The sequence below is a fragment of the Neobacillus niacini genome (assembly GCF_023715415.1).
Lineage (GTDB): Bacteria > Bacillota > Bacilli > Bacillales > Cytobacillaceae > Neobacillus > Neobacillus niacini_C.
This window is the reverse complement of the sequence record NZ_JAMBOB010000013.1, coordinates 60,377-77,063: the sequence shown is the minus strand read 5'-3', so window position 1 is coordinate 77,063 and position 16,687 is coordinate 60,377. Positions and strand designations below refer to the sequence as shown.

Here is a 16,687-nt window from a genome sequence, read left to right as displayed (position 1 = left end):
GAAAATCATTCCAATTCTGAAATTACTCTGTTTTTAGTTTCACTTAAAGATTATCGCTATATACTTCCGGTTTTAAAACTCCAATATATGGAAGATTTCGGTATTTTTCGAGATAATCTAGACCGTATCCAACCACAAATTCATCTGGGACAATAAAACCTACATAATCTGCTTTTATTGCACTCTTCCTTCCTGTTGGTTTGTCAAGTAAGGTAACAATTTTAATTGATTTTGCCTTGCGGTATCGGAATAAATCATAGAGATAGCTTAATGTTAAGCCACTATCGATGATATCCTCAATAATTAAAATGTCTCTTCCTTCTACTGAAGTATCTAAATCCTTTAGGATTTTCACTTCTCCTGAAGAAACAAAACCAGAACCATAGCTTGAAACATCCATAAAATCCATTTCTAGATAACAATCCATTCGTTTTAGTAAATCAGCCATAAATGGCATTGCACCCTTTAAAACACAGATAGCAAGAGGAACAGTATCTTTATATTCCTCTGTTAATTCAGCAGCTAATACTTTAATTTTTTCCTGAATTTCTTCTTCAGAAACTAACACCTTTTCAATATCCTGATTCATCATAAATTGTGCCTCCTAGAAGATCATTACTTATTATATGTGAGTAGTATATACTGACTTGTTGAATGATTATTAATGCCTTCGATAGCAGATTTTTTTATTCCAGGAAGCCATAGAATCCATCCACTTTTGTCAGTAATTACTGGCCATGAATCTCGATCCTGAATAGGAACTTTACTATCGATAAAAATATCTTTTAGCTTTTTAGTTCCCGTCATTCCCTTCGGGTTCATGCGGTCCCCTATTTTTCTTGTCCGAATCTCGATGGGCAGCTTAATCTTGTCAGCAGGAAATAGTGCAAAATATCCTTTTGTTTCAATAGTATCTTTATCATCAATTACATCCATTCTAATACTTGCCCCATTAGGTAAATTAATCACACCAGGTTCACGTAATTCAAAGGAATAAGGTGTACTCGCTTTCAGTTCAAATTGGAAAGAAAGCTGTGAATAAGAACGAATCACTTTTAGTCCATTGGGAAGATCAAGTGTTCCAGAAGGATGATGATGTCGAATTAAAGATAGAATATCATCAATATGTAAAGCAGAAAGTGACACTGGTATTACTTTGTAAAGATAGTTTAATATTAGTTGAATACCTCTTCTTTGTAAAGGAATTGGCACTTCTAGAAAAGGGATTATGTCAATGGTAATTTTATTTCCATTGCCCATTTTCATTACTTTATTCATTCTTTGGACAGTTAATTCCTGTAGAAGTATTTCATCATTCCGAATATCTTCACTAAAACGTTGAAAATGTTCATGGACATGTTGATTTTCTGCCTTTAAAAAGGGAAGAATTTCATTTCGAAATCGATTTCTGCTATAAATATTTTTTTTATTGCTTGGGTCTATTCTAGGTACTAAATTTTGCTTCTGACAATATTCTGCAATCTCTGCCTTCGTTAAAGAAAGAAAAGGGCGAAAAATAAATCCATTCCCAAAAGGTCTCGTAAATGGAATCCCTGCTCTTGCAGCACCAGCGCTCCCCCTTGTCAATCGCATTAAAATAGTCTCAACTTGGTCGTCACCATGATGACCAAGAGCTAAAAAGTCATAATTGTACTTTTTCATTACCTCTTCAAAAAACTCATATCTTGCTTGTCTTGATGCCACTTGCGAGTTTTTCTTTGTCTTCTTAATGATCTCAGGAACATTTATTCGTTCCATTTCAAAAGGAATTTCCCTTTGTTCACAATATGCCTTCACGAATAAAGCATCTTCAAGTGATTCTTGGCCACGGAACATATGATCTACGTGGGCTGCTACAATGGAAAGGTTTTTCTTTTCCCTTTGCATCCACAAGAAGTGAAGCAATGCCAGTGAATCTGGTCCGCCCGAAACTCCAACCACCATTTTTTTATTTTCTATCTGAAAGGAGAGGCGATTGAGTAGTGCAGCTACCTTTGCTTCTAACATTTTGCATTCTTCCTTATAAAGATTCTGTAAAAATTATTTTGAATAACACTAGCTTACCACTTTTATGACAAAAGTATCAAAAACAAAGACCTAATTGATTAGGTCTTTTTTTCCTTCCCTTTTATACGAAATGTTGAACCATTAGTTTCAAAAAATCATAAAAGTTTTTGAAAAATATACAATACGTATAAAAGTGCAATGAAGATTGTAATACTGATTGTTTCAAACCAGCGGCTTTTTTTCTTCCTTCTACGGTAAGTCTGCCTGCTCCTAGGCTGTTTTACTGGCTGGTTTACCTTTTGTGTTTGATGGGAACCTTTAGTCCTGGTTACGGGTGGTTTATTTTCAGGATGTATATTTTTATTATCCATTACCAGCGATAATAATTCTGTTCTCATTTGGAGTGCATTTGAGTATTGTCCATGTAGTGCTTTCACAATGACCTTTTCTAGTGGAAGTAGATCCTTTTGTTTTCGAATGGCTTCTCTAAGCTGGAGGATTCCACCCGTTGTTTTATTAAAACGTTTTGGGTAGGCCGTATTAATCATAATCATTGCAACTGCAAATAAATCATAAGCGCGATCGGCTTTTCTTGATCCTAATCCCCAGTACCCTCTATCATAAAACTCAGTAAACTCCTTAATAGCTCTTCCTTGAAGAGTTGTTCCACCGACATCAATGCATCTAATCTTAGGGGTTGGTCCAGTAACAATCAGGTTTTCTGGCTTTAAATCCCCAAATACCCAGCCATTTTCATGCAATTTATTTAAGTCATTTAACAATTGTAAAAAAAGAACCGTGGACCACGACTTTCCTTTTCTTTGAATAAAGGTTAGCAAATCAGGTCCTTGTATATATTCCATGGCATAGAATGAAATTTGCCCCTGTTTACTATTCCAATCATCTACATCAAGCAAAGAAGGTCCGAGGGTTGACCCTTGGACCTTCGCAAACGATCTTAATACATTTACCTCTGAGGTAATCGACATCCCGTTATCGCTCATCTTTAACGCCACTTGCGTATTTTTAAACTTAGCAAGGTAGACAATGCCGTTTGCTCCAAATCCGAGTTCCTTTAAAACTGTATATTTGTTTGAATGCCATTTTCCAGTAATTATACTGCCAGGTGATACCTTACATCGACTCTTCAAGGAATGATTCATCATCACCGGTCAAAAGACTCCTTAATGAACGTTTTGAATTAAATGAAGTTAGAGCTGTACGAATTGCAGGGCCCGTTGGAGTAATTCCTCCTGTTGTAAGCTGGGAGAAGATGCTTGTCAAAGATTGTAGCTTTGGTGTCCAATCTAGAATTTTTTCGACATCATTCTTTTTCCCGGGAAATACAAAAACGGCAAACTGATTATCACCTGTACGTGCGTTCAAGCTTAGTGAAAGGTCAAGCAGTGCCTCTTTTACGGTAGGAAGCTTGTGTTTCATACTTGCACTGGTGTCGACAAGAATCAACACCTCTAATTCGACAGTTTCCCCAAGTTCATCCACGACTTCCATTACTTCTCCTCTTTTCTCAGGAGGAAGATCTTCAATGGTCTGTGAGCGACCAAGAATTTGCTGTAATTCCCGGTTTACTACACCTTGGATTGTCTGGGTCATTGCTTTCCTGGTAACCATTTGGACCGTTTGTGAGAGTTGCTGAGCATAAACAATTTGACTGACTCCGCCACCTGACATGGCTATTCCTTCAATTTCTGTCATTCCCTTTTCATCAATTACATCCTGCTCCATAACACCGATAACATTTACAGAAATACCTTGTTCTTTTGCCAGTGCCGCCATCGCAATAGGATCTTCCCCTTGATTTGAACAGCCGTCGGTTATTAATAGAATCTGACGAATTTTCCCTGTATACATACTCATTCTCCCTCCACTTTTCGAGTTACTTCCATTTTCGACACGGTGGAGGGGATTTATACATAATCAAAGGATAAACAGCATAAAATAGTTGATTACGCCTGTTTCTTCATTTTCGTAACAGGAATACTAGCCCATTTCGGCGTATTGTGTTTTATTTTTGCCACAGCAATGGTCATATCATCTCCAATTGAGTTATCCCGAGCACGAATTACTTCTTCTAATATTAAGTCAGAGATTTCCTGTGGATCATCTGTTTGTAATTCTTGTATTTTACGTTTCATCCATAAGTCGTAGTTTTCAACATGTTTAGGGCCCTCAAATATTCCATCACTCATCATGATGAGTAAGTCTCCTGCCTTTAATTGCTCACTAACCACATCTACTTCAAATTCTTCTAGCATCCCGATTGGCAGATTACTAGCCTGGATTTTTATTACCTTATTTCCCCTTTTAATAAAACTAGGAGTGGAACCAATTTTTAAGAACCTGGCTGAAGCGTTTTGCAGGTCAATCATGGCTAAGTCTAAGGTTGAAAAAATTTCATCTGTTGTTCGAAGGGAAAGGATTGAATTCACTGACTTAATGGCAACTCTTTCTTCTATTCCAGATTGCAGTATTTTTTGTAAAAGCTTTAGTGTCTCTTTGCTTTCATAATGAGCTCTTTCCCCATTCCCCATACCATCACTTATTGCAATTGCAAACTTCCCAAGCCCCAATTCCATAGTGGAATAGCTGTCACCTGATACAAATCCACCATCCATGGCAGCGTGAGCCATTCCTGTTTCAACGGTATAGGCTTTTGATGACCGGAAAATTACATGGCAGAAACCATTCGGGTATGCAGCGCATTCTTCAGAGCTAACGATAATTTGCTCCCCGAGTATATCTGAAAGCATCGGTGCAATTAACTTCTCACACTCCCCATGTCCATTACAGAAAGGAACAGACATTTCGATATCCACATTTCCCGACTCTAGACTATAAATCTCGACATGTTCAACATGAACACCAAATGCCTGAATCGCCTCCATAATTTGTTCCTCTTGTTTGTGATGGTTTTCTCTTTCGCGCTGAATTTCCTTTGCGAAGTTATCCATTACTTCGGATACACCAAGTAATTGATCCGCAACAAGCTTCCTACTTTCCTGTACCTGTTTCTTTAGCTTTTGGTTTGCCTGATAAAAGGTCAACTCCTGCCCGACTGCTTCATATACTCTTTTTGAACGGGTACAGTGCTTTTCCCACTCACGAGATAATTTAGGTGAAACGACGCCATCATTTTGATCCATTTCATGAATAATTTCTTCCAAGTATCCATAGGTAGTATTAAAATTCTTCGCCCAACACTGCTCCTTCTTAAAGCAGGTGTTGCAGGTTTTTTCCGTTACATGACTCATAAAGAAATCCATTTCACGCGCATCTTCGTCCTCACTCGGCTTTACTTCCATTTGTGAAAAACTCTTTGAAAGTGCATGGAAAACATTAGAGAACTGTGCAACCCGCTGTGCCGTCACATCACGCATTTTCCTCATATATTTTTGTTGTTCGGTTGTGTACTCTGGTGTACCTGGTATATATTTAGCAAGCTTTGAAGTAAATATCTGGGGTGTTAAAAGGAATAGTAAAATAGCTGCACCGGACTCCATTAGTGTAATGGATAAGGAAACAGTACCGCCCTCCTGACCATACATTCCAATTAACAGTGTTGCAATAAACAAGCCAATGGCAACCCCTATTTTTTTCCCCTCTTTTAATAAGCCGCCCAATACCCCTGAAAAAGCAAGTAAACTCATATGATAGAAACTTGTAACACTTGCAAGGCTAAAGATTAAACCGGTAACGACCCCGACCGTCGAACCAACCGTCGCTCCAGCAATAAAGGAAAATACTAAAACTAGGTAGCGTGACATAATATGCTCAAGTGATAAATCGTAAATCTTCCAGCCTATCGTTCCCGTCATAATAGAAGCTAGCATAATAATTAAGCAGACAATCTCCTCTGTTTTTAATAACTGCCTGCGTTTGTTTAAAATTAATAAGGGAATGCTCTGTAAAAAGATAAGCGTTAAGATAAAGGCAAGACTTGCTTGAACTCCAACCATCATAGCGTCATATAATGCTAGCTGCTTAGAGATAATAAAAGCTTCGGCTAATTTTCCTGTCCCTAGAATAATGGCCACAATAAATGGGACTATTCTCATCTCATTTTTAATCCATCTTTCACTAATTCGGTAAATGACTAGAAAAAGGATGGACACTAAAAAGGTAAAAGCAGCATTTTTTAAGGAGACTGTTGCGGCACCTGCAACCAACCCTACTAAGGCAAGCGGAGACCGATCTCTTTTTATCAGAAAGACTGCAGCGAAAAACGGCAGACTAAAGGGAGCAAGCGTGGACAATATCAAAGCTCTTCCTAGTAAAAAACCTACTATAAGTAAAAGGTAACCCTTTACAAGGAAGAAGGATTCAACTTTTAACTGGAATTTTTTCAAGACGCTGTCCCAAGACCATTTAGAGGATTTAAAGTTAACCTCTCCGACCGGTTCTAGTAAACTCCGTTCTAGCTTTTCCATAACTCACACTCCTCTATTAATTCTCGTTAAAAACTATTATAAGATTAATAGATTCAGAATTTTGTCAAATCAGTGAACGTATGCAAAGTTTCGTTCGACGGTTTCCACTATATTTATTCAATTAATGTTGACAAGTTGAAAGGATGTCGGAATAAGGAGTATTTTTACAAAAAAAAGAAGCACCGATTTCAGAATCAGTACTTCTTTTCATTATGTCTAGCTGCAGCGCCTAGGCGCTTTCGCTTTTTGTTATAGCGGCGGAGGGGATCGAACCCCCGACCTTACGGGTATGAACCGTACGCTCTAGCCAGCTGAGCTACACCGCCAAGTATTTAAGGCACAAACTATATAATACATAGTGAGAAATTAGATGTCAATAAAAATTTACAAAACAAAAAAGACAAGCCGCTAGACCTGTCTTTCTAAATTAATATTTTAATATAAGCAACAAGTTAACCTCTTTTAGCTCCTCTTCCGCCACGCTTAGATTCTGTATGACGTTTTAAAGAAGTTAAACGGTCCTCACTATCTTTTAAAAACTTCGCCATTTTTGACTCAAATGTCTCTACTTTAGGAGCATTTCGATCATTTGACTTATTTTGACGAGGGCGTTGTGAATGTGAGCTCGAGTGTGAACGGGATCTTTGGGGTGCCTCTGGCTTATCTATTGCTTTTTTTATAGAAAGTCCAATTTTCCCATCTTTTTCAACATTCATGACTTTAACTTCTACTTGGTCACCAACTTTAAGATGGTCATTGATATCTTTCACATAACTGTCTGCAACCTCACTGATGTGTACGAGTCCAGTTGAGCCATCAGGCAGCTCCACAAAAGCTCCGAATTTTGTAATCCCTGTGACCTTCCCTTGTAACTTGCTGCCTACTTCGATTGACATAAAAAGAATTTTCCTCCTTAAGAAAATAAAAAAATCATACTTACTTTATATTATACAAAATGGGAAAAATAAGTGTCAATAAGACTAGTTATTGGTTGTTTTTACCTTTACTTTCCTCCGGAATATTAAAGATAATTTCGCCGTTTTCGGAGAAGAAATATTCTTTTCTAGCAAGCTTAGCAAGATAATCATCATCATTTAGCTTAACGATATCTTCTTTCAGGATTTCCTGTTGTTTTTTTAATTGAATCATCTGTTGCTCCAGCTGTTTCTTTTGTGCCACTTTTTTATCTAATGTGGAGGACTGGGAAATAAAGCTCGTAATCATTAAATAGGACATCAAGGCGGCAAAAACTAAGAACAAGGATAGTCTTCTGAAAAGGAGCTTTCTTTTCCTGGCTGAAGCAATTTCTGCGATTTCTTGTTGGTGGACATAAGTAGTTTGTATTTTTGCTATATTCTTATCTCCTATTGAGCTCATTTCCCTTCCCCCCTTATTTTTTTGGTTTTTTCCACTTTTTTATTAGCTTTAGTAAATAGTTCTTGATTTCCATAAAAATTCCTGCCGTTTTATTATATAACTTCTCGACGGATTTTTTAATAGTTTTCGGCAAAAGTTTCCAAAGAAGCAACACTATTTTTTCAATTGGCACCCATATTACCTTAAGAACAACCCATAAAATCTTTAAAACAAATTTGACAAGGGAATAGAGCCCCCTGCCAAGTAAGATGATAATGGAAATAACCAACTGGATGAGACCAAGTACAGGTTTATAGATAAGTAGTTGAAACGTTCTTCTCAAAAAATTGTAAATGGCAATTACCGTTTTAATTATGAATTCAAGCAGTCTCAGATAAATACCTTTAAATAAACTTTGATAGGCAGCAAAACCACAAAGGAGGGCAACAAAAATGTAGAAACGCAATTCTCCATTGTTCACAAGGAATAAGATATAGAAGATAATCAGTGCTTGTATGACCCAGAATAACAAGTCATTAAAAAAAACAATCCATGACTTTCGATTAGGGCGGTCTAAGAAACGCTGGTAGGTATCAAACATTACACCAAACAGCGACCCCATCATAATCATCGAAAGCATGGTGAGAAATTGAGTGGAGAGGGTCATCGGAATAACTTACTAAAGAACCCTTTAGCTTTCTCCCCATGCTGTTCGTCTAAGTAAACTAAATCAAATATCTTTCCCTTAATGGAGACAATTCCTTTTTCTACGTCCAAGTTCTTCATTTGAAGATTTTGCCCTTTGATTGCTAAAAAACCCATAGAGGTTTCTAATAAGAACTCCTCATTATCAAAGCTCTCTACTTGTTTAACACCTGTTATATCGAGAAGTTTCCTACCTCTCATGATGACGTCGTGCTCTGGAACTGTGCTTTTGACAGGGTTTGTTTCATAATATTGGCTCATTATTCATCCCTCACAATCATTTGTACAACCTTTATTACATTTTTATGTAAAGGGCAAATGAATTAGAACAAGCCATTATAGTTGTTACAATTAGAACTGTGATTCTCCGATTCTTTCGTCTTTAATAATCGTGTACATCTCAGCTGCAGCTTCTTTTCGAGTGGTATCTTGAATCTGGTCGATTCTTGCTGTAACCAGTCTTTGTCCAAGACGGATTGTCAGCTCATCACCAACCTTAACTGTTGAACTGGCTTTTGCTTCTTTCCCATTTATGAGAATTCTTCCTTGATCGGATACTTCTTTTGCCAAAGTTCTTCTTTTGATTAATCTTGACACCTTTAAATACTTATCTAGTCTCATTTACGAATCCCCCAATTCTATAATCCCTTTGATTTTGCTTCATCCCAAAACCGATCGAGTTCCTCTAAAGAATGTTCCTCTATCGGCTTTTCGTTATTCTTTACTTTTTCTTCAATATATCGAAACCTTCTCATAAACTTTTCATTGGTTTCAAATAATGCTTCTTCAGGATGGATTTTTAAAAATCTTGCTACATTAACAAAGGCAAACAAGATATCGCCAAATTCTTTTTTTGCATCTATAAGACTCTCTGTCTTTATCTCATTCTCAAATTCCGCTAGCTCTTCTTTCACTTTCTCCAAAGCCGGCGTTATTTCCTGCCAATCAAAGCCAACTTTTGCGGCTTTCTTCTGAATTTCGTAGGCTCTTACTAAATTAGGCATGGACATGGATATCCCATCAAGTAGTGAGACTTCTGTTTCACCTTTTTCCTGCTTCTTAATTTCCTGCCAGTTTTGAAGGACTTCTTCTGAGTTCTCAACTACTCTATTTCCAAAGACATGTGGGTGTCTGCGAATCATTTTTGAAGAAAGCACCTCAATTACATCTTCGATAGCAAAATAACCTTCATCCTCCCCAATCTGGGCGTGAAGCATCACTTGGAGCAAGACATCCCCAAGCTCTTCGACTAAATGATCAATATCTCCGCTATCGATTGCCTCAATTACTTCATACGTTTCTTCTATCAGGTATTTCTTCAAGGATTCATGTGTTTGTTCCTTATCCCAAGGACAGCCATTTGGACCTCTTAATACAGCAATAATCTCTCTAAGCTTGGAGAAATTCTTCATCATAATCTGTTCGTCCTGTACAGGAGGAACATAGACAGAGGTTAGGTTATCAAGAGTTACTCTCCTATCCAGCTCATACAAAGGTACCTTCTCCATACGTTCATTATTACTTCCTGCTGCAGAAACAATGACCACTTCATAATCATCAGGAAGTCTTTCCATAAGAGTCAGCTTAATATTAGATGCTACAAATGGGTCATAAACCTGACTGATAAACATATGCTGGTCGATTTGCAGATGGTTGGAATGAAGAGCGGTTCCATCAAGAAGTTGAAAACCGTCCACTGGATCTATTTTTAACGATTGAAAGAGGGCATCAACAAAGCTTTGACCTCCGCCTATTAGGATATCGATATCGTCTTTAGGTCCGTACTCCAAGAGTAACTGTACCGTACGCTCTGCAACAAGAGGATGGCCAGGAACTGCATAGATCACATTTTCCTTGTTTGCCTTTTGTAGTAAGGTTTGGACAATCTCCTGATATACCTCCTCAAATTGGTCATGCTTTTCATAGATGGAATCAAAGGATGTATAGTTTAGTCCTTCTTGAACTAATTCATCTACTACAGGGTGTTCTTTCGTCCTTAAAAAAACATGATTGGTACTCTTTAATTTTTTGTAAACACCAAAGGGGAGCTGATCAAGGTCGCCTGCCCCCAAACCGAGAATTTCAATTGATTTGCCCATAATCTATTAACTCCTATTCTTCTTAGATAATAAAAGGCTTAATTTGCTGCCGAAAGGAAATAGTGATAGTTCCTTTTCTAAAAATACGCCTCCTCTAATAATGATAAATAGAAACAGGAAGCCTCCCGACATAGCACAACCTAAAGCCTGTATAGATGCCATTAATCTTTCGGTACCAGCCGGTATTGTAATCATATTAGTTAACGCCAGGCAGCCTTTTAATAGTAACACCATCATTAACGCTGCTGTCAAAACTGTTCCTAGGAAGTGCACAGACAGCACCGTACTGGTCTGCATCTTTTTAAATTTTACATATAATAGAAAACAAACCGTCGCCAATGTGATTAAGGTAGCGATTGCTGCCCCCATTGTTCCAAATACAGGAACGAATAAAGCATTAAGAATATATTTTAAAGGAAAGGTTGCTAGAACAGCTGCTGCTGGATAAAGTAATGACCCCAGCCCCTGCATAATAGCAATAATCGTTGTAATGATAGAGCTAAGGAGAATCACAAAACTTAATACTCCTAATACAGACGAACCTGTTTTATCTTCAAATAACATGATATTAGCTGGTTCAATTATTGCCCAAAGACCTACAGATGCTCCCACCCCAATGACGATACTAATCCGAATGGCAAGCTGAATTTTTTCTTCTAGGAAAGAAGTATCCTTTTTTATTCTTGCACTTGTGATAAGTGGCACTAGAGATAACGACATCGAAGCAGCAATAATGGTTCCTAATTGAATTAATGGCTGCCCGCGGTCAAATACCCCTTTTACTGCCTTTGCCATATCCTTTTCAATTCCGTTTTCTGTAAGTAATGAGTATAGGTTCAAGGCATCTGCCATTTGGATAAAGATCATTAGCATTCCACTAATACAGATTGTTAAGCCTTGGAAGGTAAGGGCATTAATGATTTTTTTAACCTCTTCATAATCACTTAGCAGCAACCCTTTTCTCGGAGTTATTATCCTCCATTCTTTACGTATCCAAAGGAATGTAAACAAGATAATCGCCGAGACCATAATTCCTGTAATCGACCCAAACATGGCACCGCCGCCGATAAGGTACAGTGAATATCCTAACTTCGTAAGACTATAGGCCAAAAGGAGAATCGTAAAGGCTCTTATTAATTGTTCACCTACCTGTGAAAGTGCAGTGGGCAGCATATCTCCTTTGCCTTGATAATAGCCTCTCAAGATAGAAACAATCGGAAATAATAAAAAGACAATGGAAACAACTCTTAATAAGATGGCTAACTTCTCATCATTCATCCAGTTTGCAATAGAACCAGCACCAAAATAAAGGATAAGAAAACATAAAATTCCAAAAAACTGCAGGATGATAAATGAGACGAATAGAAGTCTTCTTGTTATATCAGGATTTCCTTTATCCCTTTGCTCAGCATACAGCTTAGAGATGACAACCGGAAAACCTGTTGTTGCAAGCACAACGGCTAGCCCATAAAACGGGTAAACCTGCTGATATATGTAAAAGCCAACATCCCCGACAATATTTTGAAAGGGTATTCGATAAACAGCACTTAGGATTTTTGTTATCAGTGCTGCAAGTGCCAAAATAAAAGCCCCTCTAAAAAGAGCTTTCGATTGATTTACGGGCTTCATTTCCTATCTCCTAACTGCCTAAACTAGAGAGTATTATATCATAGGAAACAAATAAAAAAGACAGCTTCTGCTGTCTCTTTTATTTGTGGAATATGATTAGTTCTAGGATTCCATTTGTCTTGCTAAAAATCCAGCAGCGGTTTCAACAGCTTTTTTCTCGACTTCACCAAGTGTACCTTCTTTAGCATAAATAATAACGGCTCCAATTGGGTCACCATTTGCAATGATTGGACCAATTGTATAAGATGAGATGGTTTCATCATTCCCATCCGCTAATGCAATATCACCTTGCTGTGTAACTAAAACTGAATTACGGTCTTCCATTGTTTTTTCCACTAAATCGCTTATATTTTTATTTAAATAATCTTTTTTTGAACTTCCTGCTAGAGCAATATAACTGTCTCTATCACAAATTAAAACCGGGTTTCCGAGGCTGTCAAAAAGGGCTTCTGCATATTCTTTGGCAAAATCGCTTAACTCGCTGATTGGTGAATACTTCTTTAAAATAACTTCTCCATCTCGATCTACAAAGATCTCTAACGGATCCCCTTCACGGATACGCAGCGTTCTGCGTATTTCTTTGGGAATGACAACACGACCCAAATCATCGATTCGACGAACTATTCCAGTTGCTTTCATCCAATGTTGCCTCACTTTCATCTGATGATTTAACTAACTTGGTAATGACAATTTTTCCTTTTGTAGGAATCATCACCAACTTTGAACTTAGTATCTTTCATCTGGAAAGTTCTATACACATTCGTAAGATTTTTTCGTTAATGGGAAAATTGTCCTATTTCAGTAAATAAATATTAAACTGGGTTTTTTTGACCCTTTTTCGCCGCTTGGAGACCTTTAATCATTTCAAATGCTATATTCATCCAATATGCCGGCTCTTGCCCTTTAATCTGGAGGGTCATTTTAAGCCTCTGACCTTCCATTCCTAACCCAATCATTCTTGGATATTTACTACTGATAGCAAATACCTTCTGTCCGTCAATCGTACTGCTAGCTCGTTCATTTACGAGAATGGTTACTTCTTGTTTTGCTTGCTTTATCATGTCAACACCCGCAAGCAGTGCATAAATTTTCATTTCTGCCACTTGGAATAAATAATCAACTTCTTCAGGATATTCTCCAAAGCGATCGAGCATTTCTGCTTGAAGTTCCTCAATATCCTCTAATGTTTGTACTCCTCTAAAACGCTTATACATTTCAATCTTTTGATGGCCATCTTTAATGTAGGTATCAGGAATATAGGCGTCAATTTCTAAATCAATTTCCACAGTAGCCTTTTGCTCTGCTTTCAAATCACCTTTTCTTTCTTCAATCGCTTCTTTTAGCATTTGCGAATAAAGGTCAAATCCTACAGAGTCAATAAATCCATGCTGCTGCGCACCTAGCAAATTACCAGCACCCCTAATAGATAAGTCACGCATGGCAATTTTAAAGCCAGAGCCGAGCTCAGTAAATTCTTTAATAGCCTGCAGACGCTTTTCTGCCACTTCTGTTAATACTTTATCCTTTCGGTGGGTGAAATAAGCATACGCAACACGATTTGACCGTCCAACACGTCCACGCAGCTGATAAAGCTGAGAAAGTCCCATTCTATCTGCATCATAGACAATCAGCGTGTTAACATTCGGTATGTCTACCCCTGTTTCAATGATTGTCGTGCTGACCAAAACATCAAACTCTCCGGATAGGAAGCTGAGCATGACTGATTCTAATTCATTCTCTGACATCTGCCCATGTGCGAAAGTCACTCGTGCATCCGGAACAAGCATGGATATTTCTTCTGCCTTCCGTTCAATATCCTCTACTCTGTTATATAAAAAGTAAACTTGTCCCGCGCGTGCCAACTCCCTTTCAATCGACTCTCTGACAAGCGATCCATTGTATTCCATTACATATGTTTGTACAGGGAAACGGTTCTCTGGCGGAGTCTCAATAACCGATAAATCGCGAACGCCCAGCATGGACATATGCAGCGTTCTCGGGATTGGTGTTGCTGTCAATGTTAAAACATCAATATTTGTTTTTAATCTTTTAATTTTTTCTTTATGGGTAACCCCAAATCTTTGCTCTTCATCGATAATCAATAAACCTAAATCACGATAAACAATATCTTTTGAAAGAATACGGTGCGTACCAATCACTACATCGACCGTACCTGCTTTTAATCCCTTAATGGTTTCAGTTTGTTGCTTTTTTGAACGGAAGCGACTTAATAGACCAATATTGATTGGGTAATCTTGAAATCTTTCTCTCATCGTTTCATAATGCTGCTGTGCTAATATCGTTGTTGGCACAAGAAGTGCGACTTGCTTGCCATCTGCAATCGCTTTAAATGCAGCTCGAATGGCTACCTCCGTTTTTCCATAACCTACATCACCACAAAGCAAGCGATCCATTGGTCTGGCTTTCTCCATATCCTGCTTAATTTCATGGATAGAGCGAAGCTGGTCTTCCGTTTCTTGGTAAGCAAAGGCGGTTTCAAACTCCCTTTGCATGTCCCCATCCGGTGAAAAGGCATAACCGACAGCTGCTTCACGTTCTGCATATAGCTTGATTAGATCATCTGCAATGTCTTGAACCGAGGATTGAACTTTCTTTTTTACCTTTTTCCAATCACTGCCGCCAAGTTTATAAATTTTCGGCTCTTTTCCTTCGGAGGCCACATACTTCTGAACAAGATCTATTTGTTCAACTGGAACATAAAGCTTATCTGTTCCATGATAGCGGAGGTGAAGATAATCCTTATGAACACCGTTAATAACGAGTGTTTCAATTCCTAAATATTTTCCTATTCCGTGATTAACATGAACAACATAGTCGCCAACTTTAAGTTCCGAATAACTCTTAATCCTTTCGGCATTTGAGAGCTTTTGTCTGTTGGCAGACTTTTTGACACGTTTAGTAAACAGTTCTTCCTCGGTTATGACAGCTATCTTCTGAATGGAAAGCTCAAATCCAGTTTGCAGGTTCCCCTTCATAATCTGTACTTTTCCAGGTAAAAGCTGATGATTGCTGCGTGTAATAGAGGCTTCGATTTCATAATCCTCTAAAACTCGTTCTAGCTTTTTTACTCGCTCATCATCTGGGGCTAAAAAGAGGATGGAGTAATTCCCCTTTTTCCACCGATCAACTTCTGATTTCAATAAATGCATTTGGCCATGGAAATTCTGCATTTGTTTACAAGAAACATTAATAATATTTTGCGGACTCGTATTTGCTACATGGCGTAAAAACAAACTCATATAAAGAATTGGAAACTCATTTTTATGAAGTAAATTCGGCAGGTCATGGGAAATAGTCAAATCATGAATAATTTGACCCTCACCTAGCAGTGCAGTATACCATTCCGCCTCTTCCTTAATTAATGAGTCATTCATTTCTTGAACCCGGCTTATTTCATCAATAAATACCATTCCATCGCGCGGTAGATAGTCTAGTAAACTACTATCGCCCTCATATGCTAGTGAAAGATATTTAAATACATGGTCTGGTTTGTGGCCATTTTTTAGCTGTTCGAGCTCAAAACTTATATTCTGAGAGAGCTGTATCTTTGCTTTATCGTCTTTTAATTTTCTAAGACTTTTTGCCAGCCCATCCTCTAGCTTTCCAATTAGCCTGCTATAATCCTCTGCTCCCAAAAGGACTTCCGTTGCAGGACCAATCAAAACCTCAGTGGTTTTCTCGATAGAACGTTGGTCTTCTAGGGAAAAGTAGCGGATGGAATCAATCTCAGTATCAAATAATTCAATTCTTATTGGATTCGTGACTGTGAGCGGATAAATATCAATAATCCCGCCCCTTATACTAAACTCTCCTGGTGTAGACACCATTTCCGACCGAACATAACCCGTCTTAACAAAAGTATTAAGTACCTTTGTAATATCTAAATCATCGCCTACTTTAAACGACAGCTGATACTGTTTCCACAGAGATTTTGGCGGAATGACTTTTCTTAGCCCAGCAGCAGGAACGATAATAATTCCTTTATCCCTTTTACTTAAATGATTTAAGGCCTCAATTCTTTGTGCCTTTAACTCTGGACTGGCAATACTCATCTCAGCCGCAATTAATTCATTGGCTGGAAATAGAAAGACTTCATCCTCACTTAATAGATTTACAATATCATCATAGAGTTTTTGTGCTTGCAATAGATTATGGGTGATAAAGAGAATGGGTCTTTTCATCTGCTCATAAATTGCAGCCGTTAGTACCGTTCTTGATGAACCCGATAACCCAGCAATTAGCTGTTCCTTCAAGCCTCCCTGAACTCCAGATATAATGGAGTGGACATCTTCCTGATCTAGAAATAATGATTTTAAACCTTTCATAAGCTCGTTCCTCCTCTCTTTGAATCTTTTTTTCGTATACCGACTATATTAACTATATTTTTAGTGTTTATAAAAAATAGAAAAATGCTTTGGAGTG

General features: G+C 37.9%; 14 protein-coding genes and 1 tRNA gene. All 15 read right to left on the bottom strand.

All coding sequences use genetic code 11. The annotated features are described in order from the left end of the window. Positions 1–43 precede the first annotated feature (43 nt). Positions 44–592, bottom strand: a complete 549-nt coding sequence (hpt, locus tag M3189_RS23405; protein WP_133372053.1) for a hypoxanthine phosphoribosyltransferase — start codon at positions 590–592, stop codon at positions 44–46. 23 nt (positions 593–615) lie between these two features. Then, on the bottom strand, positions 616–2,007 hold the full coding sequence (gene tilS, locus M3189_RS23400; RefSeq protein WP_251638598.1) for a tRNA lysidine(34) synthetase TilS: 1,392 nt from the start codon (positions 2,005–2,007) through the stop codon (positions 616–618). 155 nt (positions 2,008–2,162) lie between these two features. After that, entirely contained in the window at positions 2,163–3,173 is a 1,011-nt protein-coding gene (locus M3189_RS23395) for a protein kinase domain-containing protein (RefSeq protein ID WP_251638629.1), read from the bottom strand. Continuing rightward, positions 3,142–3,879 carry a vWA domain-containing protein gene (locus tag M3189_RS23390; RefSeq protein ID WP_251638628.1) on the bottom strand — a complete coding sequence of 246 codons (738 nt, stop codon included), beginning with the start codon at positions 3,877–3,879 and terminating at the stop codon, positions 3,142–3,144. Before M3189_RS23390 ends, M3189_RS23395 begins: the two co-directional genes overlap by 32 nt. Before the next feature lie 95 nt (positions 3,880–3,974). Beyond that, positions 3,975–6,455 (bottom strand): stage II sporulation protein E, encoded by a 2,481-nt coding sequence (gene spoIIE, locus M3189_RS23385; RefSeq protein ID WP_251638591.1) that lies wholly within the window; start codon positions 6,453–6,455, stop codon positions 3,975–3,977. 252 nt (positions 6,456–6,707) lie between these two features. Next, positions 6,708–6,781: transfer RNA gene (locus M3189_RS23380), tRNA-Met, on the bottom strand. A gap of 126 nt (positions 6,782–6,907) precedes the next feature. Then, positions 6,908–7,351 (bottom strand): S1 domain-containing RNA-binding protein, encoded by a 444-nt coding sequence (locus M3189_RS23375; RefSeq protein ID WP_251638589.1) that lies wholly within the window; start codon positions 7,349–7,351, stop codon positions 6,908–6,910. Between the two features lie 88 nt (positions 7,352–7,439). Beyond that, positions 7,440–7,832, bottom strand: coding sequence for an FtsB family cell division protein (locus M3189_RS23370; RefSeq protein ID WP_251638587.1), 393 nt, complete (start codon positions 7,830–7,832; stop codon positions 7,440–7,442). A 13-nt stretch (positions 7,833–7,845) separates the two neighbouring features. After that, positions 7,846–8,478 (bottom strand): spore cortex biosynthesis protein YabQ, encoded by a 633-nt coding sequence (gene yabQ / locus M3189_RS23365; RefSeq protein WP_251638585.1) that lies wholly within the window; start codon positions 8,476–8,478, stop codon positions 7,846–7,848. After that, on the bottom strand, positions 8,475–8,777 hold the full coding sequence (gene yabP / locus M3189_RS23360) for a sporulation protein YabP (RefSeq protein WP_095250671.1): 303 nt from the start codon (positions 8,775–8,777) through the stop codon (positions 8,475–8,477). The genes yabQ and yabP overlap by 4 nt, the downstream gene beginning before the upstream one ends. Positions 8,778–8,867: 90 nt before the next feature. Then, complete coding sequence (locus M3189_RS23355) at positions 8,868–9,137, bottom strand: RNA-binding S4 domain-containing protein (protein WP_090767940.1); 270 nt, start codon at positions 9,135–9,137, stop codon at positions 8,868–8,870. 17 nt (positions 9,138–9,154) lie between these two features. Next, entirely contained in the window at positions 9,155–10,615 is a 1,461-nt protein-coding gene (mazG, locus tag M3189_RS23350) for a nucleoside triphosphate pyrophosphohydrolase (protein ID WP_251638582.1), read from the bottom strand. Between the two features lie 6 nt (positions 10,616–10,621). Continuing rightward, positions 10,622–12,244, bottom strand: coding sequence for a putative polysaccharide biosynthesis protein (locus M3189_RS23345; RefSeq protein WP_251638580.1), 1,623 nt, complete (start codon positions 12,242–12,244; stop codon positions 10,622–10,624). Positions 12,245–12,346: 102 nt separating this feature from the next. Then, entirely contained in the window at positions 12,347–12,883 is a 537-nt protein-coding gene (gene spoVT / locus M3189_RS23340; protein ID WP_095250673.1) for a stage V sporulation protein T, read from the bottom strand. A 173-nt stretch (positions 12,884–13,056) separates the two neighbouring features. Beyond that, positions 13,057–16,590, bottom strand: a complete 3,534-nt coding sequence (gene mfd, locus M3189_RS23335; protein WP_251638576.1) for a transcription-repair coupling factor — start codon at positions 16,588–16,590, stop codon at positions 13,057–13,059. Between the last annotated feature and the right edge of the window lie 97 nt (positions 16,591–16,687).